This window comes from Propionispora sp. 2/2-37 (assembly GCF_001298735.1).
Classification (GTDB): Bacteria; Bacillota; Negativicutes; order Propionisporales; family Propionisporaceae; genus Propionispora.
This window is the reverse complement of sequence record NZ_CYSP01000024.1, coordinates 23,586-44,666: the sequence shown is the minus strand read 5'-3', so window position 1 is coordinate 44,666 and position 21,081 is coordinate 23,586. Positions and strand designations below refer to the sequence as shown.

At 49.0% G+C, this 21,081-nt stretch carries 20 protein-coding genes; 3 read left to right on the top strand and 17 right to left on the bottom strand.

The window, feature by feature from the left end; translation table 11 throughout:
• Positions 1-88 precede the first annotated feature (88 nt).
• The 4 genes from P22_RS18865 to P22_RS18850 form a co-directional block, all read right to left on the bottom strand.
• Positions 89-1,219, bottom strand: a complete 1,131-nt coding sequence (locus tag P22_RS18865) for a sensor histidine kinase (RefSeq protein ID WP_054261788.1) — start codon at positions 1,217-1,219, stop codon at positions 89-91.
• A gap of 257 nt (positions 1,220-1,476) precedes the next feature.
• A complete protein-coding gene (gene tkt / locus P22_RS18860) occupies positions 1,477-3,477 on the bottom strand; it encodes a transketolase (RefSeq protein ID WP_054261787.1) in 2,001 nt (666 codons plus the stop codon).
• A 150-nt stretch (positions 3,478-3,627) separates the two neighbouring features.
• A complete protein-coding gene (locus tag P22_RS18855) occupies positions 3,628-4,458 on the bottom strand; it encodes an HAD-IIA family hydrolase (RefSeq protein ID WP_172675880.1) in 831 nt (276 codons plus the stop codon).
• A gap of 27 nt (positions 4,459-4,485) precedes the next feature.
• Complete coding sequence (locus P22_RS18850; protein ID WP_054261786.1) at positions 4,486-5,853, bottom strand: sn-glycerol-1-phosphate dehydrogenase; 1,368 nt, start codon at positions 5,851-5,853, stop codon at positions 4,486-4,488.
• A 594-nt stretch (positions 5,854-6,447) separates the two neighbouring features.
• Here P22_RS18850 and P22_RS18845 point away from each other — a divergent pair.
• Positions 6,448-8,430, top strand: coding sequence for a methyl-accepting chemotaxis protein (locus P22_RS18845; RefSeq protein ID WP_082378564.1), 1,983 nt, complete (start codon positions 6,448-6,450; stop codon positions 8,428-8,430).
• A gap of 66 nt (positions 8,431-8,496) precedes the next feature.
• On the opposite strand, the gene P22_RS18840 is transcribed toward P22_RS18845, so the two are convergent.
• From P22_RS18840 to P22_RS18820, 5 genes are all read right to left on the bottom strand, one after another.
• Positions 8,497-9,774 (bottom strand): PTS ascorbate transporter subunit IIC, encoded by a 1,278-nt coding sequence (locus P22_RS18840; protein WP_054261784.1) that lies wholly within the window; start codon positions 9,772-9,774, stop codon positions 8,497-8,499.
• Between the two features lie 22 nt (positions 9,775-9,796).
• The gene (locus P22_RS18835; RefSeq protein ID WP_054261783.1) at positions 9,797-10,066 is read right to left on the bottom strand and encodes a PTS sugar transporter subunit IIB; all 270 of its coding nucleotides are present in this window, start codon (positions 10,064-10,066) and stop codon (positions 9,797-9,799) included.
• A 4-nt stretch (positions 10,067-10,070) separates the two neighbouring features.
• A complete protein-coding gene (locus P22_RS18830; protein ID WP_054261782.1) occupies positions 10,071-10,547 on the bottom strand; it encodes a PTS sugar transporter subunit IIA in 477 nt (158 codons plus the stop codon).
• A gap of 182 nt (positions 10,548-10,729) precedes the next feature.
• Positions 10,730-11,113, bottom strand: coding sequence for a DUF1634 domain-containing protein (locus P22_RS18825; protein ID WP_054261781.1), 384 nt, complete (start codon positions 11,111-11,113; stop codon positions 10,730-10,732).
• On the bottom strand, positions 11,110-11,949 hold the full coding sequence (locus P22_RS18820; RefSeq protein ID WP_235814728.1) for a sulfite exporter TauE/SafE family protein: 840 nt from the start codon (positions 11,947-11,949) through the stop codon (positions 11,110-11,112). Before P22_RS18820 ends, P22_RS18825 begins: the two co-directional genes overlap by 4 nt.
• Positions 11,950-12,153: 204 nt before the next feature.
• Here P22_RS18820 and P22_RS18815 point away from each other — a divergent pair, with 204 nt between their 5' ends.
• Entirely contained in the window at positions 12,154-12,609 is a 456-nt protein-coding gene (locus tag P22_RS18815) for an Lrp/AsnC family transcriptional regulator (RefSeq protein WP_054261779.1), read from the top strand.
• Positions 12,610-12,611: 2 nt separating this feature from the next.
• On the opposite strand, the gene P22_RS18810 is transcribed toward P22_RS18815, so the two are convergent.
• From P22_RS18810 to P22_RS18795, 4 genes are all read right to left on the bottom strand, one after another.
• Positions 12,612-14,333 (bottom strand): ABC transporter ATP-binding protein/permease, encoded by a 1,722-nt coding sequence (locus P22_RS18810; protein ID WP_054261778.1) that lies wholly within the window; start codon positions 14,331-14,333, stop codon positions 12,612-12,614.
• Positions 14,334-14,528: 195 nt separating this feature from the next.
• Positions 14,529-15,143, bottom strand: a complete 615-nt coding sequence (locus P22_RS18805) for a DUF3794 domain-containing protein (RefSeq protein ID WP_054261777.1) — start codon at positions 15,141-15,143, stop codon at positions 14,529-14,531.
• 106 nt (positions 15,144-15,249) lie between these two features.
• A complete protein-coding gene (locus P22_RS18800; protein ID WP_054261776.1) occupies positions 15,250-15,924 on the bottom strand; it encodes a uracil-DNA glycosylase in 675 nt (224 codons plus the stop codon).
• A gap of 105 nt (positions 15,925-16,029) precedes the next feature.
• On the bottom strand, positions 16,030-17,199 hold the full coding sequence (locus tag P22_RS18795) for a type III PLP-dependent enzyme (RefSeq protein WP_054261775.1): 1,170 nt from the start codon (positions 17,197-17,199) through the stop codon (positions 16,030-16,032).
• A 315-nt stretch (positions 17,200-17,514) separates the two neighbouring features.
• On the opposite strand from P22_RS18795, the gene P22_RS18790 reads away from it, so the two are divergent.
• Positions 17,515-17,859, top strand: a complete 345-nt coding sequence (locus P22_RS18790) for a DUF4870 domain-containing protein (protein ID WP_235814727.1) — start codon at positions 17,515-17,517, stop codon at positions 17,857-17,859.
• Positions 17,860-17,883: 24 nt separating this feature from the next.
• On the opposite strand, the gene thiE is transcribed toward P22_RS18790, so the two are convergent.
• From thiE to P22_RS18770, 4 genes are all read right to left on the bottom strand, one after another.
• Complete coding sequence (gene thiE, locus P22_RS18785; RefSeq protein WP_054261773.1) at positions 17,884-18,528, bottom strand: thiamine phosphate synthase; 645 nt, start codon at positions 18,526-18,528, stop codon at positions 17,884-17,886.
• Positions 18,525-19,331: a bifunctional hydroxymethylpyrimidine kinase/phosphomethylpyrimidine kinase gene (gene thiD / locus P22_RS18780; protein WP_054261772.1), complete on the bottom strand. Its 807-nt coding sequence runs from the start codon at positions 19,329-19,331 to the stop codon at positions 18,525-18,527. Before thiD ends, thiE begins: the two co-directional genes overlap by 4 nt.
• A gap of 183 nt (positions 19,332-19,514) precedes the next feature.
• On the bottom strand, positions 19,515-20,186 hold the full coding sequence (locus P22_RS18775; RefSeq protein ID WP_054261771.1) for a hypothetical protein: 672 nt from the start codon (positions 20,184-20,186) through the stop codon (positions 19,515-19,517).
• 206 nt (positions 20,187-20,392) lie between these two features.
• Positions 20,393-21,061: a hypothetical protein gene (locus P22_RS18770; protein WP_054261770.1), complete on the bottom strand. Its 669-nt coding sequence runs from the start codon at positions 21,059-21,061 to the stop codon at positions 20,393-20,395.
• Between the last annotated feature and the right edge of the window lie 20 nt (positions 21,062-21,081).

The following is a 21,081-nucleotide window of genomic DNA, read 5'->3' as shown; positions in this document are numbered from 1 at the left end:
TATTTTCTGCCTGAACATATATTGGTAAATAAAATAAAGGCCCAACTTCGTCAACCAAGTTAGGCCTTCATTCTATATGAAAACAATATTATTTCACCGGTACTTTAACGATAACCCGGGTCCCCTTTTTGGGTTCGGATTTAATTTCCACCCTGCCTTTTAACAAATTAATGCGTTCCCTCATACCAAGTATACCAAAGCTGTCACCTACCGGCTTCAGCTCGGTATCAAAGCCCTGCCCGTCATCATCGATGACCGTCAGGATATAATCGCGGCGAAATTCCAGCAAAACAATCACTTTATGGGCCTTAGCATGCTTTTCCACATTGTTGACTGCTTCCTGGACGACCCGGAACAAACCGATCTCCAGATAAGGATTCAACCGCTGGTCCTCGCCGATAATACGCAGTTCCGTTACAATACCGCTGCGGGCCTGTAACGTCTCCAAAAAACCTCTAATGGTAGGCAGCAGGCCGAGGTCGTCCAGCATCATGGGCCGCAAATCAAAGATAATTTTACGGGTTTCCTGCAGACAGGCCCTTGCCTGGCTGCGCAAGCTCTTCAGTTCTCCCTTGACCCGTTCCAGATCCACATCAATGAGCCGCTCACAGACTTCCGCCCGAAATACCAGGTTAGCCATAGCCTGAGCCGGACCGTCATGAATTTCACGGGCCACTCTGAGCCGCTCTTCTTCCTGGGCTTTTATAATTTTAGCACCAAAATTCTGGCTTTGCTGCAGTGATTCCAGCCGATCGACCACACCTTCCATCTGATTTCCCAAATACCCTAAAACAACTCCCACCTGCGACACCAGGTTTTCCGCCTTGCCTACCGTACTTTTCAAGGATTTCAGACGAATTTCCAGGTCATCACGCTGACGCTTTAAACTTTGCTCCTGTTCGCGTGCTACAGCCAGCTCCACTTGTATGTTTTTGGTCTCGTCATAAATTCGTTTGATTTCATCTTCACTGTGGACCCGGAAATTACGGCTTACTCCCATCAACCGCAGGCGGGCCCGTTTTTCCTGTTTTTCCAGATCATCCACATGGAAAATAATATCCACTGTTGCCTGTTTTACGCGCTCCACATCTTTTTTGACCGATTCCATCTCACTTTTGGCTGCTTCATAAATATCAAAAATTTGTATTTTACTTTGCTCAATCGCTTCCAGAATCTGTTTTATGATTTTGTCTAATAATTTGCTGTCCACATTTTGCATTGTCTCACCCTGCAGTATGATTCGCATTTATTTTACAATTCGACAACTACCATAATATCACCTGCAGGCAAGGAAATGCCATACAAAAATTAACAAAATAACAACTTTTTCCCGCATTATCTATAATATTGAACAGCAATCTACAAAACAACCCTAATAAAAAAGACTACTCCGAAGAGTAATCTTTTTCCGTTTATCCTTTGCTTTGTCTACTTCCTTTTTACTAATATGTCGCTCCGCAGCTTATACTGTGCGGCTTATTTTAAAAGTTGCTTCACCTTTGCCACAACCTGCTCAACCGTAAAACCATATTCTTTGATCAGCAATTCACCGGGGCCGGACGCACCAAATCGGTCAATGGCGAGTATATCTCCCTGGGACCCGATATAACGTTCCCATCCCAGGGACGCACCCATTTCGATGGCTAAACGCTTAGGAACCGCAGGTAGCAGCACGGTCTTTTTATACTCTTCCGGTTGTTCTTCAAAACGTTTCCAGGCTGGAAAGCTCACTACCGAAACAGCGATTTTTTCTTGAGCCAGCTGCTTTTGAGCCTTTACAGCCAGTTCAACCTCCGATCCGGAAGCCAGCAGCAGCGCCTGCGGCTGTTCTGCCTTAACCACCGTGTAAGCCCCCTTGGCCACGCCTTCATCAGCTACTTCCGGCGAAGCAATTGTCAAAAGATCCTGACGCGACAATACCAAAACCGTTGGCGTCCGCTTAGATGTCAGAGCCACTTTCCAGGCCGCTGCCGTCTCATTGCCATCCGCCGGCCGAATCACATTCAGATTGGGCATGGCCCGCAACGAAGCCAGTTGTTCAATTGGTTCGTGGGTCGGTCCATCCTCGCCTACCGCAATACTGTCATGCGTAAAGACGTAGGTAACGGGCAGCTGCATGAGTGCCGCCAGCCGGATAGCCGGCCGCAAATAATCGGAAAAGACGAAGAAGGTGCCGCCAAATACTTTGAGTCCGCCATGCAAAGCCATGCCGTTTAATATAGCCCCCATGGCAAATTCCCGCACGCCAAACCAGATATTTCGTCCGCTGTAATCATCGGCAGAAAAATCTCCGCCGTTTTTTATCGTTGTTTTATTGGAACTGGCTAAATCGGCCGAACCGCCAAAAAAGTACGGAATTCCCTTTGCCAGCCCGTTAATCACTTCCCCGGACGAAGACCGGGTAGCTGATTTACTGCCGGCTTGATATGTAGGAACCGCCGCATCCCAATTTTCCGGCAACTCACCGGCAATCGCCGCTTCCAATTCCCTGCCAAGCTCGGGGAACTCCTGTTTATAGCTGGCGAAAACGGCATTCCATACTGCTTCGGCCTGTTTGCCGCGCTCTTTAACCGCCTGCGAAAAATGCTCATACACTTCGGAAGGAACATGAAAATCATCGGCATAGGACCAATGGTATTCTTTTTTTGCCGCCTGGGTTTCCACTTTGCCCAGCGGCGATCCATGCGCCGCAGAAGAACCGGCCTTATTCGGAGCACCGAAGCCGATAATTGTCTTTACCTCAATTAAAGTCGGTTTGGTCAGTTCGGTTTTGGCCTCAGCAAGTGCGGCATCAATTGCGGCTAAATCATTGCCGTCCTCTACCCGGAGCACCTGCCAGCCATAAGCTTCGAAACGTTTTTTGACGTCTTCGGAAAAAGCCTGACTGAGCTTACCGTCCAGGGAAATATCATTCGAATCATATAAAACAATCAGCCTGCCCAGACGAAGGTGTCCGGCCAAAGAAGCCGCTTCGGCACAAACGCCCTCCATTAAATCACCGTCACCGCAAATGCCATAGCTAAAGTGGTTAATCAGCTCATAGTCGGTCTTATTATAGCGGGCCGCTAAATGACGCTCCGCCATAGCCATACCGACAGCCATGGCAACTCCCTGCCCTAAAGGCCCGGTAGTCGCGTCCACTCCGGGTGTATGCCCGTATTCCGGATGGCCCGGCGTTTTACTTTTGTACTGACGGAAACTCTTCACATCCTCCAAAGACACAGCATACCCGGACAAATGCAGCAAACTGTACAGCAAGGCTGAGCCATGTCCCGCCGACAAAACAAACCTGTCCCGGTTAAACCAGGTCGGATTGGCCGGATTATGGGTCATGTGCTTCACCCATAACGAGTATGCCATGGGTGCGGCACCCATCGGCATGCCCGGATGACCGGAATTTGCCTTCTCAATGGCATCAATGGATAGTGTCCGCAGCGTATTGACCGCTAGTCGTTCCGTTTGATTAACATTTACCATACTGTATTCCTCTCCTTTTAACAAAATGTATTCCAAAACCCGTCAATGCACTTCAGGTTGCTAATAACAACAAGGCATTATTAGCAACCTGACAAATAATTAAACTGTATGGTTTGGCATATTGCTTCCAGAGAAAGAGAAGATGATCAATTAATATATTTCGTCAATTACTTCTTTTGCCTGTTTCAGGGACGGGAAGATCAGCGTCGGCTTCACTTCGGCCTTAGGTACATCTTCCAGCGTACTTTCGCCGGTCAGTACTAATATCGAAGTCACGGCATTATTTTTCGCCAGCGCAATGTCCGTATACAGGCGGTCGCCAACAATAGCAAGTTCCTCTTCTTTCAAACCGGTTTGCTTTAAGATATATTGCAGCGTATGCACAGTCGGTTTGCCGAAAAACTCAGGCACAACACCGGTTGAAGCAGTAATGCAGGCACAAATGGAGCCGCAGTCCGGGATGTATCCGTCTTCCATAGGGCAGTTAAAATCAGGATTTACACCGTAGAAGGTGGCACCGTTCCGGATAAAGGTACAAGCTTTGGTCAGGCGCTCGTATACCAGCGAAGTATCAAAACCCACCACAACGATATCCGGATTTTCTTCCACCAATTTAATACCGGCTTCTTTGAAATCATTTTGCAGGTACTGGTTTCCCAGCACATATACTGTTTTCTCCGGCATATTGTCCAGGAGGTACGAGATGATAACATGATTGGAGATAAAAATCCTGTCCTCGGTTACAGGATAACCCATTTTCGTAATCCGATCAACATAAACCCTGTTATTTTTAGAGGAATTATTCGTAAAGAAACGGACAGCAATCCGATGTTTATCCAGCGTGTGCAGAAAGTCGATAGATCCGTCTAAAATCTTGCCGCCCAGATAGATGGTTCCGTCCATATCAAATACGAAACACTTGATTTTCTTCAATACTTCCCTGGCATACGTTTTGTCCATCGCTTGTTCAATATTATACATATGTCTGTTTTCTTCCTTTGCCTGTTTTTATTTTACGTAATCACTAGCTTTCTTCGCAAGTTCTTCCAGAATCGCCAAATCCGACAATAAATTAAGCATGCTGTAACGGGGGCGAACTTCTTTCGCCATGATAACACCGTTCAACGCTGTGGCATCGTCAATGCCCACTTCTTTCGGCCTAACCGGCGCACCGGCCTCCTCCATCAAGGCTCTTACCCTGGCTGCCGACGGAGCGGCCTTGGCAATGTTCATAATAGCGTCGTAGTTCTCCTTGATTTTGCTAATGCGGGCAATCCGCTTTTCAATAGAGTTTCTGCCGTCTTTTTCACTAAGTTTTAAGATCCCCGGCGCAGCTTTGCCGTACATGGCGATTACTTTCTCTCTCCAGGCTTTTTCATCAAATGCCCTGGCGACACTGACTGCCTTGTCAAAATCGACTTTGGTTTCAGGCAGCAGTTCATATAATTTAGCGGTAATCACACTGCTCATGCCGACTTTCGTACCGTGCAGCAAAGCCTCTTTACCGGCAAACAGAAAGGCCATTTCCCAGAAGTGCGAAATGTGATGCTCGCAGCCGGAAGCCGGGCGGGAATTGCCGACAAAACTCATCGCAATGCCGGTGCGTACCAGACCTTCCATCAAATCCTTAATGGCTTTGTCTTCTCTTTTCTTGATGCCTTCAATATTAGTAACGCATTTTTCAATCGCATCACTGGAAATTTTGGCGGTCACCGAACAATGGTATTCATCGTTTACAATCTCACTGATCAGCCAGTCGTTTAAGGCGGAGTACTTGCCGATAATATCGCCTAAGCCGGCCAGAATCATTGTCATGGGCGCTTGTTTCAGAATATCGACATCGCCGATAATGATTTTCGGATAATCGGAGGTTACGCTTGTTTTTAAATTGTCAATAATGAGAGCAGAGGTATCGGAAGCATAGCCATCCATCGACGGCGCCGTAGCAACCACCAGTGAAGGAACTTTAATCAGCCAGCTGACGAATTTAACCAGGTCGTTTAGGCTGCCGGAACCAACGGTAACAATGACATCCGTATCCTTCTCCACTTGCAGAACCAGTTTGCCGACTGCCTGTTCATCCGGAACCAAATGCCCCTCCGACTGATAAACATAAACTTTGTGCTTAATATTGCTGGCAGTTAAAAGCTCAACCACTTTTTTGCCGGCCACTTCAAAAGTATGCGAATCTGCAACTACCAATGCATTTTTACGGCCCATTTCCTGTAAGATGCCGGGAACCTTGTTCACCGCTCCGTTTTCAACAATAATCTTGTCAATGTTGACACTGTGGGGTTTACCGCACTGGCATTCCAGCGTACTTCCCAAAAACTCATTGATTTTCATTTTACCTACGTTTTCTAAATTGAGGACCATCTCATCACATCCTAATCTAAATTTTGTAAAAATACAGGTAATTTTATGAATGAAGGTTTTAAGTTATTGTACCAAAAAACCTGTCATTTAATAAAGAAAGGAAATCTGAATTACTTATGAATTTTTATTACTTTTTAAAATAATAATTCAAATTCATTATTTTATATTATTATTTTATCTATTGTATATTATCACTTATTATCTTATCTTATTACTTTTTATTTTATATTATCATGCTTATATTTTCAAGCGACAACAAAGAATTTTTTTATATTTTTATAACCCATGAACAAATGTAAAAATCGCCTCCATAAGGTAAGCAGGAAAGAACCGGGTATCTGTTGAATATTACTTAAACCAAAACAAAAATCGACAAAATTAACCAGATTTTAAGGCAAAATTTGTTGACTGTTTGCAAATTATCTCGTAATATTATTTTATAATCTATTGTGTAAACTCCTACAATTATTTATATAGTTCTTTTTTATACAATGTTGTATCAGCCAGGCGTAAAGTCACTCTTGGCTGTTTTTTTCGTGCCGACAACCACACGAAAAAAACAGCGGCAAACAAATCATACGATATCGAGGTGCCATGATGAACGTTAGAAACAAACTGATTCTGATTTTTTCCGCGTTGTCCGCCATTATCCTGCTGTTATCCAGCGGAGCAGGTTATTTTTTCACCAAACAGCAGTTAACCGACGAAATTTATCGGGAAATGAATTATATTTCCACCACGCACATCCACAAGCTGGACGGCTGGCTGACCAGCAAGGCCAAAATGCTGGAAATAACGGCGGCAACCATCCGGAATACTACCGGGGACAATTTGACCGGTATGCATTTATCCGGCTATAAAACGGTAGATAAAGAACTTTCCGACATGTACCTGGGAACACCCGACGGCAAAATGATTGACGGCAGCGGCTGGACACCCCCGGCTGACTACGACCCGCGCACCCGGTCCTGGTATAAGGACGCCCTGGCAAAGGGTGAACTCATTTACAGCGATCCGTACCTGGATATGGTCACCAAGGAAATGGCCGTATCGGTTGCCCTGCCGCTGAAAAGCGCGGACGGGCAACTGCGGGGAATCATGGCCGAGGATATCTTATTAAAAACACTGGTCGATAATGTAAAGCAAATCAATCTTGACGGCCAGGGTTACGCCTTTTTGATTGATAAAAACGGCACGGTTCTGGCCCATCCTGATCCCAATCTGGTAGCCAAGAACCTCTATGAAGACAGCAGCTTTAAAGCTGTATCCGGCGTCCTCAAAGATAATGCCGGCAATAAAAACAGTGTATTAAAAAGCTATACACAAGATGGCGAAGCTATGCTGATGGTTGCCAATACCCTGCCATCCACCGGCTGGACACTGGTTATCAGCATACCGGAGAAATTCATCTATCAGCCGCTCGCTACCCTGCGCTGGATGTTTGGCGGAATTGCCCTGTTCTCCATTGCCATGGTCATTGCCATCACTTACTTCCTGTCCGGGCAAATTACCAGACCGTTGGAGGCACTGGCCGTCAAATTTAAGTTATTGTCTGAAGGAGATCTCACCGTCAGTGCAGAAAGCAAGGGCAAAGATGAGTTCGCTGTCTGCGCCAATGGCTTTAACTATATGGTAAAACATCTCCATTCCATCATCCGGCAATTGCGCACCAACGCGGAAATTGTCGCCTCCTCCTCCGAGCAGCTCACCGCCAGCGCCGAACAGTCGTCTCAGGCTTCAACCCACATTGCCGCAAGCAGCATGCGCTTAGCCGAAGGCAGTGAAAAACAGGCCGCCAGCATTAGCACCGCCGTGGGAACCATCAGTGAAATGACGGCCGGCATTCAAAACATTGCCGCCAATACACAATCGGTATCAGCAGTAAGCCAGGCGGCGGCAACGGCTGCCCGTACCGGTGAGCAGACCGTCGAAGCAGCCGTCCGGCAGATGAATATCATATCGGAAACCGTTACCCAATCTGCAGAAGCAGTCAGCAAACTGGGGGAACGTTCCAAAGAAATTACCCAAATTGTCGATACCATTTCCTCAATTGCCGGTCAAACCAATTTGCTGGCTTTAAACGCGGCTATTGAAGCTGCCCGGGCCGGCGAACAGGGGCGGGGCTTCGCCGTTGTAGCTGATGAAGTCCGGAAGCTGGCCGAACAATCGGAGCAATCCGCTCAGCAAATTGCCGGACTGATCGCCGAAATCCAACAAGAAACGGATAATGCCGTTCAGGTGATGGAAAATGGCACGAAAGAAGCAAAAACAGGCACAGCCGCAGTAAACGACGCCGGTCAGTCTTTCGCTGAAATCCATAATCTGATCGGCCAAATGTCCACTCAGGTCATGGAAGTAACGGAAGCTATTAAACAATTGGCCGACGGCAGCCAGCAGGTTGTCGCCTCCGTTAACGAAATCGACCAAATCGGCAAACAGTCGGTGGGAGAGGTAGAAACTGTTTCCGCCGCTGCCGAACAGCAATCGGCCTCTATGGAAGAAATCGCTTCCTCCAGCAACCATTTGTCCAAACTGGCTCAGGAACTGGACGAATTGATCCGTAAATTTAAAATCTGACAAAATAAAAGGGCCGCTATCCCTTTTTGCGAGATAGCGGTCCTTTGCTTTACTTAAAAATAAGGACTAGTGAACAAACCATTGCAAAACATTGCCCAGTAGAATGCCGACGACCCCAAAATCGGCATCGCTGAAGGTGGTATTGGCAAATCCTAAATCCCCCAGGACCGGCAGCAGCAGTACCGGCAGGAAAGTAATCAACAGTCCGTGAGCAAACGAACCGAATACGGCGCCTCTCCGCCCGCCGGTTGCGTTGCCAAAAACCCCGGCGGTTGCTCCGCAGAAGAAATGAGGGACAACTCCCGGCAAAATAATAGCCAGACCGGGGACGGATTTCCCAACGGCCAGCAGTATCAGCATCCCCGCAATGCCGCCTACAAAGCTGGACAGGAAGCCGATCAGCACGGCATTGGGAGCATAGGGGAAGACCACCGGACAATCAAGTGCCGGTTTGGCGTCCGGAACAATCCGGGTGGCAATTCCGGTGAAAGCAGGTATGATTTCGCCCAGAATTAAACGCACCCCGGCCAGAATAATGTACACACCGCCGGCAAAGGTGATAGCCTGAATAACCGCAAAAATGATAAAATTCTGACCGCCGCTCAGCTCAGCTTCCACAAAAGACTGGCCCGAAGCCAGCGCCACAATCAAATACAGAACCCCCATAACCAGGGAAATCGCTAAAGAAGAGTCCCGCAAAAAACTAAGTCCCTGCGGAAAATTGATATCCTCCGTGGTCTTTTCCTTATTACCCAGCAGCGACCCGATCCAGGCCGACAAAACATAACCGACGGTGCCGAAATGCCCGAAGGCGACATCATCCGTACCGGTAATTTTCCGCATAGTCGGCTGGGCAATAGCCGGAAAAAAAGCCATGACAAACCCCAGCAGAACGGAACCCGTAAACACCAAAACCGCTCCGTGCATGCCTCCGGCAACCAAAATGGCAGCAATCATACAAGCCATATATAACGTATGATGTCCGGTAAGAAAAATATATTTCAGAGGGGTAAACCGTGCTACCAGCACATTGACGACCATCCCGAAAGCCATAATCAACGCCGTCTGCGTGCCGTACGTTTTTAAAGCCAGGGCTACGACGGCTTCATTATGCGGCACTACACCGGTGATTCCGAACCCATGCTGAAACATGATACCGAAGCTGGATAAAGCACCCACTACAATGCCCGCCCCGCCGCTCAGCACTAAAAAGCCCAGAACGGTTTTAACCGAACCTTTAACAATATCCGGCCCGCTTTTCTTCAGCGCAATCAAGCCAATCATCGAAATAATACCGACCAGTACAGCAGGAACACTCAGAATATCCAGTATAAACTTCAACATCCCAATTCCTCCCTTATTAAGACTATTCTTGCAGCACAGCCGCCAGCTTTTCCCGCAGTTCTCTAAGATCAATCATGCTGTTGAGCGAAACCACCTTGCCTCCCAGAGAGGTAAGCTGTCCGGCAATGTCCCTGGTTCCCACATAAATATCGGCCTTACTGCCCGCGGCGGACGATAAGTCGCAGTGATCCACTTCAGCCTCATAATTCATGTCTTTCAGCACTTTCTTGATATTCATTTCGATCATGAAGCTACTGCCCAGACCGCTGCCGCAACAAACCAGGATTTTCATATTTTCACCTCCTTTCTTGGCCGTCTGTTGGTGACTGGGTATAGTGCCCCAGAATACGCAGGACTTCTTCTTTCCGTACGGCGGTAACGATTCCGTCCACATCCTCCGCATTCATGAAGAGTTCCATCAGCTCCGTCAAAACGGCGATATGGGAATGAGTATCGGTTGCTGCCAGCGTAATAATCAACTTGACCGGATCATTGGTTATATTGCCAAAAGCCATAGCTTTCCGTAATGTTATCAGGCTTAACGACAAACAGAGCGCCCCGTCTTCCGGCCGGGCATGAGCCAGCATAATACCGGGAGCGACTACCATATACGGCCCCAGGGTCCGGTGATTATGCATAATGGCCTGTAGATACCCTTCCTCCACCCAGCCTTTTTGCAACAGGAGGTCACAGGCTGTCCGCAGGGCCTCTTCCCAATCACGGCACTCCACATTAAGACGTATAACCTCCGGGGTAAGCAGCTCGGAAAGCATGACAACCCTCTTTTCATGTTTTGTCCCTGACAGCTTCCCCCCGGAAACAGAAAGGCTGCTGCAAAAGGGTCTGTTGTTACTACATACTATTGCGAATTCCTACCGTATATTCCAAAAACCGAGTTTCTTTTCACGACAAAAAAACACCGGCTTTAAAGCCGGTGGCAGTTTGTTTCTATGCTTTATTTTCCCAATACCAGGCTGAACAGCAAAATCAAAAACACCGCAGCCGAGATACCTACATACAGCCAGTCCTTTTCTTTAATGAAGATCAGCGTGGAAACGGCCACTCTCAGCACCGGAGTAAGAATCAGCAGCAACAGTCCTGTCAGAATTACGGCAAACGGCTTTAACTGGAGCGCTCCGTTCACCATTTCGGTAAACCTGGTCGGATAACTTTGCCCCGGATAGCCGCCCTCACCGGTGCCAAGAAACAACAGCAGACCGATAAGAATAACTCCGGCACTGAGTATTACACCGAAACGTAAAGACCGGCTGACAAACAGCTCCACTTCCCGCATCTCAGCGTCCCTGTCGTAATGCGCCTGTTCTTGTTCTTTGCTCATAACTTAACCCCCAGTCCCTGCGCCATCATCTGCAAAGCGACATATAATAAAATCGGTATGAACAGTTTGCGAATGGTTTTGCTTTTTAAGCGCTGCATAATATGCGTTCCAGCCGCCGCCCCCATCAACACCCCAAGGGCAACCGGCGCTGCGATGGCCGGATTGATATCGCCGCGGAACAGGTAAATGCCGGCGCTGGCCGCTCCGGTAACCCCCATCATAAAATTGCTGGTAGCGGAGGATACCTTAAGCGGTAATTTCATAAATATATCCATAGCCATGACTTTAAAACTGCCGCTGCCGATTCCCAGCAAACCGGAAATGACACCGGCCCCGTACATAACCGTAAAGGCTCCCGACACATTATCCACATTATAGTCCACTTGTTTTTGCAAAGCTTTATCATAGTACGTTCCCTGAAGTTTCAGCAAACCGGCTGTTTTGCCCAATTCCACTTCTCCCGGCAGCTCCTGTTTGACTTTTTTCAGCATGGCCAGCGCGGAATACAGTAACTGCAGGCCAAAAATAAAATACAGCAGAGTCGGCGGGATAATACCGCCGATTACGGCTCCGGTAATAGCGCCAACCGTAGTGGCAATTTCCAAAAACATCCCAATACGGATATTGGTAAGCTTATCACGGATGTAGGTGACAGCCGCCCCGCTGGATGTGGCAATAACGGAAATCAGACTGGCGCCTATGGCATGCTGAATATCCACCCCAAACAATAATGTAAGCGCCGGAGTTACAATCATTCCCCCGCCCAGGCCCAGGACCGAACCCAATATTCCGGCAAATATCGCAATCATTAGTATTTGCATTGCTTCCCCTGTCACGAACTCACCCCTAACGTTGCATAACAACAACTTTTTCTGCTACCTAAATCATATTAAGTACCATAAATCAAAGTATAATACTTTTTTTACATTCGATCAATATATTTAACTTCTTCTTTACTTTGTATAGAAAAAGATGTTTAATTAAATTATTCCATTGCACTAACGGGATGCTATAGTATGTACGAAAGGCAGGTGCCCTAAATGAACTTTAAAAATTTAGATGAAGTGGATACGAAAATTTTACACTACCTGTCGGAAAATGGCCGTCTGAGCCATGCGGAATTGGGCCGGCTGGTTAATTTAACGCGTGCTGCCGTCCGGGAAAGAGTGAATCAGCTTGCCAAAGCAGGAATTATCGAACGTTTTACCATTGTCGTCAACCCGCTAAAAGCCGGAAAAACACTTTCCATGTATTTTGATATTGAAGTCGAGTGGCCGAAAATAAATACGGTTGCCCAAAAGCTGCTGACCGCCGAGGAGACGACCAATGTATATCAAATGAGCGGCCGCCCGCATTTACACGTCCATGCCCTGCTGGATGATCAGCATCATGCCGAACGCTACCTCGCCCTGCTGCAAACCATCGACGGCATAACCAACGTACACTCCGAAGTCCTGCTGACCCGCTACAAGGAAAGAGGCGCCCTGTTGATTTGATGTCATAGCGGACTCAGCCGCCAGCCCCCCTGGCCATTCAGTTCCAGACGGTGGCGATGATAGCCGACTAATGTACGCCGGTGTCCTATGCTGACAACGGCAGTGCCCGGCAAATGGGCAAGTACGGCTTCATACATTGCCTGCTCATTGTCGTCATCCAAAGCCGATGTGGCTTCATCCAGAAACAGCCAGTCCGGTTTGTGCAGCAACACCCGGACAAAAGCCACCCGCTGCTGTTCGCCTAATGACAGTACCTTATCCCAGTCCATAACAACCTCCAGCCTGTCACCAAGGTAAGCTAAACGGCATATCTCCAGCATTCTCTTAATCTCCCCCGTACCGACGGTCTCCGTCATAGCCGGATATAGCAGCACCGCCCGCAGGGAATCGACCGGCATATAGGACTTTTGCGGGACAAACATAATCGTACCCCGTTTAGGAACAGCGACATGTCCCTGCGCATACGGCCATATACCGGCCAGCGTCCGCAGCAAGGTACTCTTGCCGCAGCCGGAGGGCCCGCTGATCAGGACCCGGTCGGCAGGCTTAATGGCTGCCGTTATCCGTGAGGCCAGCACTCTTCCGTCCGGTTGCAGTACACTAAGATCGGTAAAAGCGTACTCCTTCCTATAGTGACGCTCTGTTTGCAGCTGCTCCTGAGCCTTCGGGGGAAGGTATACCATTTCCATAAATATTAAAAAGTTGTTCAGCCGGTTGATCACGGCTCTCCACTGGGCAATCCGGGTAAAACTGTCCACCACAAAGGAAAACCCGTTTTGCACCCGTCCGTAGGCATCGGAAATCTGAAACATCTGTCCCAAATGAATCTGACCGCTAAAGTAGCGGGGAGCAGCCACCAGCACGGCAAAGATAACAGCCACCTGGGCATAGCCGCTGGTCAGCCACATCAACTGGCGGCGCACCGTCCGGATCTTTAAAAAATTGTCCACAATTTCCCGGAATCTGCCCAGCGCATTTTGTTGCTCCTGACGTTCCCCGCGATAGAAAGCAATACTTTCCGCATTTTCTCTCAGGCGCGCTAAATAAAACCGGAAATCGGCTTCGTAGCGCTGCTGGTTATAATCCAGCCCCACCAGGGGACGCCCCAGTTTTAACGTCCAATAAGTTCCCGCCCCGGCGTAAAGAAAAGCCAGCCATACCAAATAGCCGTAAACGGGGATCAGCGTTCCCCCTCCCTGAATATACAAAACACCGGATAACTGCCATAAAATAACGACAAACGAAGAAACCGTAATGATATCCTGCAAAAGATCCAGCGACAGGCGCAGTGTCAGAGCGACAAACAGCTCCACATCTTCGCTGATGCGCTGGTCCGGATTGTCGGCCTCGTTGCCCAGCAGCAGCTGCATCCGGTAGTATGTTTGATACCGCAGCCAGCGTTGCAAATATTCTTTGGTTAACCACTGCCGCCAGCGGATATGCAGCAGCATGCGAAAATAGACCTGGTACCCGTGTACCACGACCAGCATAAAGGCCAGTATGCAAAAGGTGCCGATGGAATGGATAAAGCCGGGATAATCATAGCTTTGAATGGCCTGATAAAAATCACCATGCCAAAGATTAATCTGAATGGTGATATATACCGTGCTTAAGTTTAAAGCAATAACTCCCAGCAGCAGCCGCCAGGCCAGCCACTTTTCCTCGGAAAACCAGTATGCCCGGGCAATTTTCCAGGCCCGTTTCAAAACAACTCCCCGCTTCATCCACTTTCACCTCCTTACTCTATATTCCAGTGCCGGCACCTTCATACCGCATGTTTCTCTAGCGATTCCTAATCTCCGCTAAGGTTCCCCCTCTTCTACAAGAGAGTTAACCCCTGCGGGTACGGGCGAGCGGTAAGTCTGCCCTATCTCCGGGCAGCAAAAAAGCCGGCAAACCTTGCCGGCAATGATAATCCCTCAACCTTTGGGATGAAGCGGCATCCCGCCGGGATAGAACGGCATCCCGCCCGGATGGGGATGGTGCATAATTTCCTTGTCTCCAAATACACTGGCGGAGATACGCAGCGACACGGTCACATCGCAGCTGCGGCTGCCGCCGTGTCTGGAATGAGGATAACCGTAATCCCAATAATAGTTATCGTAATAATCATTATGGTAATTGCCTGAACGGCAGCAATCGGCATCCACGTAATCAACCCGGACATTGGCATTGGCCTGCATGCCATAACAGGCTCCCGGGATATAAACACTTTCCGTAAACCGCACTCTGCGCGATTCCACGGCATGGACCGGCTGGCTGGGCAAACAGGCCACATACAGCACCTTAACCTCAAAATGGCCACAGACAATCACTCTGTCGGGAACAACTTCCACACTGGTTATGCACAAATGATGAACATAGGTATTAATAACCTGATCAATCGATGGTTTCCGGCGAGGTACATACAGGCAGACATTCATAGACTTATAGGCTTGCCGGCGGCCCACCAGCTGCTGCACCATCATGGGCTGCGGTGGGTAGTAGCCGCCGCCATAGTATGGCCATTGGTAAACCGATGCTCTCCTCTTCATTTCGTCACCTCTCTTCACACTTTACCTAACAGCTTACTATACTATATGCAGCAGAGTAGCGGGAGGGTGAATGCCGAATGGAAAAGCCAGGAAATGCGAGAAGACTCTATTGATTTTCAATTTGCCAGTCAATGGGGCTCTTGCCGATGGATTCGAGAATACGGTTGGTCTTCGAAAACGGTTTGCTGTGGAAAAAGCCCCGGCCGGCGGACAGTGGACTGGGATGCGGCGACCGGATAATGTAATGCTGCAAATTGGTGATCAGCTCGATCTTCGACTGGGCATGGCTGCCCCAGAGAATAAAGACCAGCGGATCGGTCCGGTCGTTTAACAGACTGATAATCCGGTCGGTAAACTGCTCCCAGCCTTTATTTTTATGGGAATTGGGCTGACCGGCCACCACGGTGAGCACCGTGTTTAACAAAAGCACCCCCTGATCGGCCCACTTTTTTAAATAGCCGTTATTCGGAATGTAGCACGCCACATCCTCCTGCAATTCCTGATAAATATTTAAGAGCGACGGCGGCGCCACCACCCCCGGCTTAACGGAAAAGCTAAGCCCGTGCGCCTGACCGGGTCCGTGATAGGGGTCCTGTCCCAGGATGACAACCTTTACCTGCTGATACGCCGTATAATGGAGCGCATTAAAAATATCGTATTTATCGGGATATACCGTTTTAGTCCGGTACTCCTGAATCAGCCACCGGCGCAGTTTCTGGTAATATTCCTGCTGGAATTCATCACCAATGAGTTCCTGCCAGTCATTTTTAAATATAATCATGTTTCATCACCATAGTCCATTATAGCACAGCTTATTCTCTTTCGAGCAAAGAAAAATACACTATTTTCCTTAACGGAAAATAGTGTATTTACGGATTGACTATGCTTACACAGCCGCTGCCAGCTGTTCCGAAGCCGCAAAAAGGTGCCGGACTTCCTCCCACACGATAATCCGGGTTTTGGCAAAGCCGTTGAATACGGTAGCCGAAGCCGAGGTATACGAACCGCAGGCCGGGACCAGAATGAGATCATCCAGTTCCAGCGGCTCGACCAGTTTATCCCGGAACAGAATATCCAGAGAATCACAGCTGGGTCCGGCAAAAGTGGCCGGAACCTTCTTCTGTCCTGTTTTAAAGGTTTCAAAAGCGAATTCCCAGTGGTCGAAAATGATGGCCGAAAACGTACCGTATAACCCATCGTCTAAAAAATACCATTGCTGATTATTGCGCCGCTGTGTGCCGATGACTTGGGTAATCAGGTTCACGGCTGTGCCGCAGATAAAGCGGCCGGGTTCAGCCCAAATCTCGGTTTCCGGAAAGTATTGGCGGACCGCTCCGTTGATTTCCCCCAGCATTCCTGCAATATCAATGGCCTCGTTAAGAGCCGGGATAGGAAATCCGCCGCCGATATCCAGTACCCGCAGGGAAAAACCATCCTTAGCCGCCTCATCAAACAAGCGGCGGCAGATTTTTAACGCATCAAGATAAGCCTCGGCACTGACCGACTGACTGCCTACGTGGAAACACAGGCCGGCAACATCCAGCCCTGCTTCCCGCGCCAGCCGCAGCAGCTGCGGAACATCTTCCGGGTGAGCGCCGAATTTCTTATTTAAGTCGACCAAAGCCTTAGGGTTGTCCACCCTCACCCGCAGCAGCACGGCGCCGCCCGGAACGGCCTTCGCCATTTTTTGAATTTCACTTTCACTGTCAAAGGTAAATTTATTTACACCCGTACGCCTGGCTGTGGCCAGTCCGCCTGCCGTTTTCACCGGATTGGCATAAACCATCCGCTGCGGTTCAATGCCCATATCCGTTAAGGCCTGCATTTCGCCATCCGAGGCTACATCAAAACAAGAACCAAGATCAGCCAGCGTCCGGACAATATGTTCGTCAGGATTTGCTTTTACTGCATAATACAGTTGTACTCCCGGCAGATGCTCCGCCAGAAATTGATAATTCCGTTTAATCTGGTCGACAGACAGAACCAAAAGCGGCGAGCCATACTGTTCCGCTAATTTTTCAACTGCCCCCTGTGATAGTTTAAAAATGTTCTCCATTATCCTCTCCTACCTTTCATATCGTAAAGCGTGCATAAACGCAACGATATGATTTTATCATAAACAGCCGAAAGTGCAATAAAAAATTCAGGATAATTTGAAATAATTATTTATGCAACAAAATCAGTAAATATGCATAAACTATTACACCCGCCGTCAATTTTATATTTTGCGCCCCCAAGCGCCTTTCTATCCGGTTCGCAATAAGCAAGTTGCCGCAGCAGACTGTACAAACAGGCCGCCTATCCACTATACTGAAAGTAAGCATCGATACGGTGCTTTTCCGGACAAAAGTGAAAAAGAGGAGGTATGATCATGATTACCGGCGAACAAAAATTGCTGGCCGTTATTGCCCACCTCGCCTATTTGCTGGGTGGAGTCGGCTTTATTATCGCCCCGCTGGTCATTTTCCTGCTAAAGAGGGAAGATCCCTTTGTCTACGCTCATGCCAAGCAGGCCCTGGTGGCACACGTGGTCATTTTGGCATTATCGGTAATTACCGGAGTATTATGCGCGCTCATCATCGGCCTGCTGCTGGTGCCCGTGATGGCCATTCTCTGGCTGTTGCTGCTCGTTACTTCCATTATTGCCTCTATCCGGGCCGCCGACGGCCGTCTTTATGAATATCCTTTTATCCAGCCGCTGGTGGATAAATTCTAGGCAAGTAAAAATGCCCGGACTTAACTAGTCCGGGCATTTTTGCGCCTGACAGCCGTCAATAATCTGCCGCAGCCGCCGGGCAGCCCCTTGTACATCCTCCTGGGCCAAAACAGCGGAAACGACGGATATGCCGTCAATGCCGGTTTCCATAACACCGGCCGCATTTTGGGCTCCGATACCGCCGATAGCCACCACCGGAATCGGAACCGTTTCTTTGATGCATTTTAACTCTGCTAAACTTACCGGCCGGGTATCCAGTTTGGTTCCGGTAGGAAACATCGCCCCCACTCCGAGATAATCGGCCCCCTGCCGCTCTGCTAGTACCGCTTCGTCCAGCGTGGCCGCCGAAACTCCGATCAGCTTGTCATTCCCCAGAATCCTGCGGGCCACGCTGAGCGGCAAATCCTGCTGCCCGATATGCAGCCCGTCGGCTTCAACCGCCTGGGCAATATCCAGACGGTCGTTAATGATGAGCGGCACCCGGTAGCGTGAACACAGTTCCCTTATCTGTAATGCAATCCGGTAAAACTCCGCCGAAGAGGCCTCTTTTTCGCGCAATTGCAAGAGCGTAACGCCACCCGCCAGTGCCTCCTCAAGGCTTTGGTAAAAATCTTTGTCACCTACCAGCCGGCGGTCGGTGACTAAATACAACCGGTAATCGATCTTCATTCCATCCCTGCTTTCCGATACAGTTCATAAAAATGGTGCGTAGGGCCGGCGCCATGGCCAATCGCCAGCGAATGTTCGATTGCTGTGGTAATGTACTCTTTAGCCCGCTGTACCGCCTCCTCAACAGGCAAGCCCCTGCCTAAGTTGGCGGCAATGGCTGAAGATAGCGTGCAGCCGGTGCCGTGGGTATTCTTGGTGGCAATCCGCCGTCCCTCAAAATACCGGAACCGGCTGCCGTCATACAAAACATCGGTAGCCGCCTCGTCCGCCGGCAAGTGTCCTCCCTTAACCAGCACCTGCCGGGCGCCTAGTTCCCTTATCCTGCGGGCAGCCATCTCCATATCCGCCGGCGTTTCTATCTTCACTCCCGCAATGACTTCCGCTTCCGGGATATTCGGCGTGATCAGTGCGGCCAGCGGCAGCAATTCCCCGAGCAGGGCCTGTTCGGCATCCGTCCGCAACAGATGATATCCGCTTTTGGATATCATGACCGGATCAATGACAATATTGACCGCCCGGTACTGCCGGAGCTTGGCGGCAATTGTGGCAACCGTTTCCCTGCTGGACACCATGCCGATTTTAACGGCATCCACTGCAATATCTTCAAAAATAGCCTCGATTTGTTTCGCAATAATATCCTGGTCAATATCCTGCACCGCCAGTACGCCTTGCGTATTTTGTGCCGTAACGGCGGTAATCACGCTCATGCCAAACACGCCATGAGCACAAAAAGTCTTTAAATCTGCCTGAATACCGGCGCCACCGCTGCTGTCCGAACCGGCGATGGTCAGCACATTTTTCATGTCAATCCTCCATTCATTTCTACAGGTATTAACTGATATTAAAGAAGGTAATTTCTACTAAAGTAACCATTGTTTTATGTTTATCGTAACTGTTTTTAGCGCAGCGGGCGTCAGAAAGTGCTCCCCCCTGCCGCTAAAGCCGCACTCAGCATGTATTCAATTTATCGATACAATTTGCGAATCCTACAGAATATTTTGCAGCATGGCTTTCAGCTGCTCCGGCATATTCAGTCCGGTACTGATCGTTACGTAGCCGTCCTGGGGAGTCACGGACTGAATGGTAAGTACATCCACCGGTTTATAACCAAAAAACTCCACCTGGGCGATTGGCGAAGCGTATAACGCCTGGCGAAAATCGATCGTGATGGTATTGCCGTGAATGGTCATGTTCATTCCCTGGCCTGGATCAATATGGCCGACAACCTTGCTTACCATGGCCAGGCTTATTCGTGGAAAAACCCAGGACATAAACGATTTCCCCGGCAGTTTTTTATCGGTGACTTTTAAGATTAACTGCGACTGTTCCTGATTGTGCACAAATTGTTCAACCTTGCATACCAGGACAACCCGTCTGTTTTTTGCCGTCTGCGCGTCGATCTTGATTTGATGATTTTTAAGCGACGTTATTTTCATTGCCTTGACCGGCCCGCCTTCTTCCAAATTGGCGGCTAAGGCCTGGTTCAGCACATCATCCGGAACATTCACCTGCCCCTTGATCAAATCGCTGAAGGTTTGGGCATCCCATAACGTTCTGGCTGTTTGTATAGTCTGCGTTGTGTCCGGTACTTTATCCCCCAAAGCAGGCAAAGTAAAACCCTCACTAAACGCATTTTCAATGATGGCGGGCATTTCCAAAGCTTTCATCTCCTATAACAACTGGTCAGTCTCCCAAATACTATTCCCGCCTGAGGCCCCCTTTTCCTGCCGGTGACACCGGTATATCGCTCTGATTTTATCAGCCTATTGATGGATTGTATGGCAAAACAACAGTCTGCCGAGCCCGTTATAACAAGTTCGGCAGACTGCTTTTTCAATAAGCATTTTATTTTGGCAGCAATTTTCTAGCCCCGGACAATTTCCTGGCGGTTGACAGGGTCGCCTTGCAGGGTATCGGCAGTTTGGCTGTAGTAAAAATCGGGGTTGATTCCCTGAACAAAACCAGCCGTCCATTCCTGATAAAGCTTTTTCATGATTTTTCCGGAAGCACCGGCCCGTTTCCAATTGGGCTCCTGCAGGCAAATGCTGCTTTCCCACACCACCGTATCGGCATTGCTGACCAGGATGCTGTCCGCCTGGTCGCAGGGCATACCGTTCAATAAATAATCATTCAGGGCCTGAAAAATACCGTCAGCCCGTTCCGTTTCATATTTATGCTGCTGTACGGCCTGACGGCCGCACCGTTCCCCGTGCTGGGTAAAAGCATAACGTATCCAATCTTCCGCCTCCGGTCCGCAGTTATCCAGCAATTCCTTAATCAACGCCGCTTCCCGCGACTCGGCTATATTGATCTGCCGCTGCAGCCAGCCGTGGATATTGCCGTGCTCGATTAATTCGCTTAAATCGCTGTCCGGCAGCGGCTGTCCATAACTTTGCCATACCTGCGCCTGCAGTTCTTCGGCGGTTTCACCGCAAGCTTCGGCTGCCGTTTCATAAACCAGCTGCTCCCGCTCTATCACCAGCCGGATTTTATGATACAGCCAATAATGAATATGCCCCAAAAAAGCGCTCATAACCTTTCCCCCTCAATCTC

Bases quoted from the DNA above. Each gene is read 5' to 3' on its own strand.
- P22_RS18835 (WP_054261783.1), bottom strand. From the start codon at position 10,066: ATGAAAATCCTGGTTTGTTGCGGCAGCGGTCTGGGCAGTAGCTTCATG.
- P22_RS18850 (WP_054261786.1), bottom strand. From the start codon at position 5,853: ATGGTCCTCAATTTAGAAAACGTAGGTAAAATGAAAATCAATGAGTTT.
- P22_RS18790 (WP_235814727.1), top strand. From the start codon at position 17,515: ATGATTACCGGCGAACAAAAATTGCTGGCCGTTATTGCCCACCTCGCC.
- tkt (WP_054261787.1), bottom strand. From the start codon at position 3,477: ATGGTAAATGTTAATCAAACGGAACGACTAGCGGTCAATACGCTGCGG.
- P22_RS18825 (WP_054261781.1), bottom strand. From the start codon at position 11,113: ATGAGCAAAGAACAAGAACAGGCGCATTACGACAGGGACGCTGAGATG.
- P22_RS18865 (WP_054261788.1), bottom strand. From the start codon at position 1,219: ATGCAAAATGTGGACAGCAAATTATTAGACAAAATCATAAAACAGATT.
- P22_RS18770 (WP_054261770.1), bottom strand. From the start codon at position 21,061: ATGAGCGCTTTTTTGGGGCATATTCATTATTGGCTGTATCATAAAATC.
- P22_RS18855 (WP_172675880.1), bottom strand. From the start codon at position 4,458: ATGTATAATATTGAACAAGCGATGGACAAAACGTATGCCAGGGAAGTA.
- P22_RS18815 (WP_054261779.1), top strand. From the start codon at position 12,154: ATGAACTTTAAAAATTTAGATGAAGTGGATACGAAAATTTTACACTAC.
- P22_RS18795 (WP_054261775.1), bottom strand. From the start codon at position 17,199: ATGGAGAACATTTTTAAACTATCACAGGGGGCAGTTGAAAAATTAGCG.
- thiE (WP_054261773.1), bottom strand. From the start codon at position 18,528: ATGAAGATCGATTACCGGTTGTATTTAGTCACCGACCGCCGGCTGGTA.
- P22_RS18840 (WP_054261784.1), bottom strand. From the start codon at position 9,774: ATGTTGAAGTTTATACTGGATATTCTGAGTGTTCCTGCTGTACTGGTC.
- P22_RS18845 (WP_082378564.1), top strand. From the start codon at position 6,448: ATGATGAACGTTAGAAACAAACTGATTCTGATTTTTTCCGCGTTGTCC.
- thiD (WP_054261772.1), bottom strand. From the start codon at position 19,331: ATGAAAAATGTGCTGACCATCGCCGGTTCGGACAGCAGCGGTGGCGCC.
- P22_RS18810 (WP_054261778.1), bottom strand. From the start codon at position 14,333: ATGAAGCGGGGAGTTGTTTTGAAACGGGCCTGGAAAATTGCCCGGGCA.
- P22_RS18800 (WP_054261776.1), bottom strand. From the start codon at position 15,924: ATGATTATATTTAAAAATGACTGGCAGGAACTCATTGGTGATGAATTC.
- P22_RS18805 (WP_054261777.1), bottom strand. From the start codon at position 15,143: ATGAAGAGGAGAGCATCGGTTTACCAATGGCCATACTATGGCGGCGGC.
- P22_RS18830 (WP_054261782.1), bottom strand. From the start codon at position 10,547: ATGCTTTCCGAGCTGCTTACCCCGGAGGTTATACGTCTTAATGTGGAG.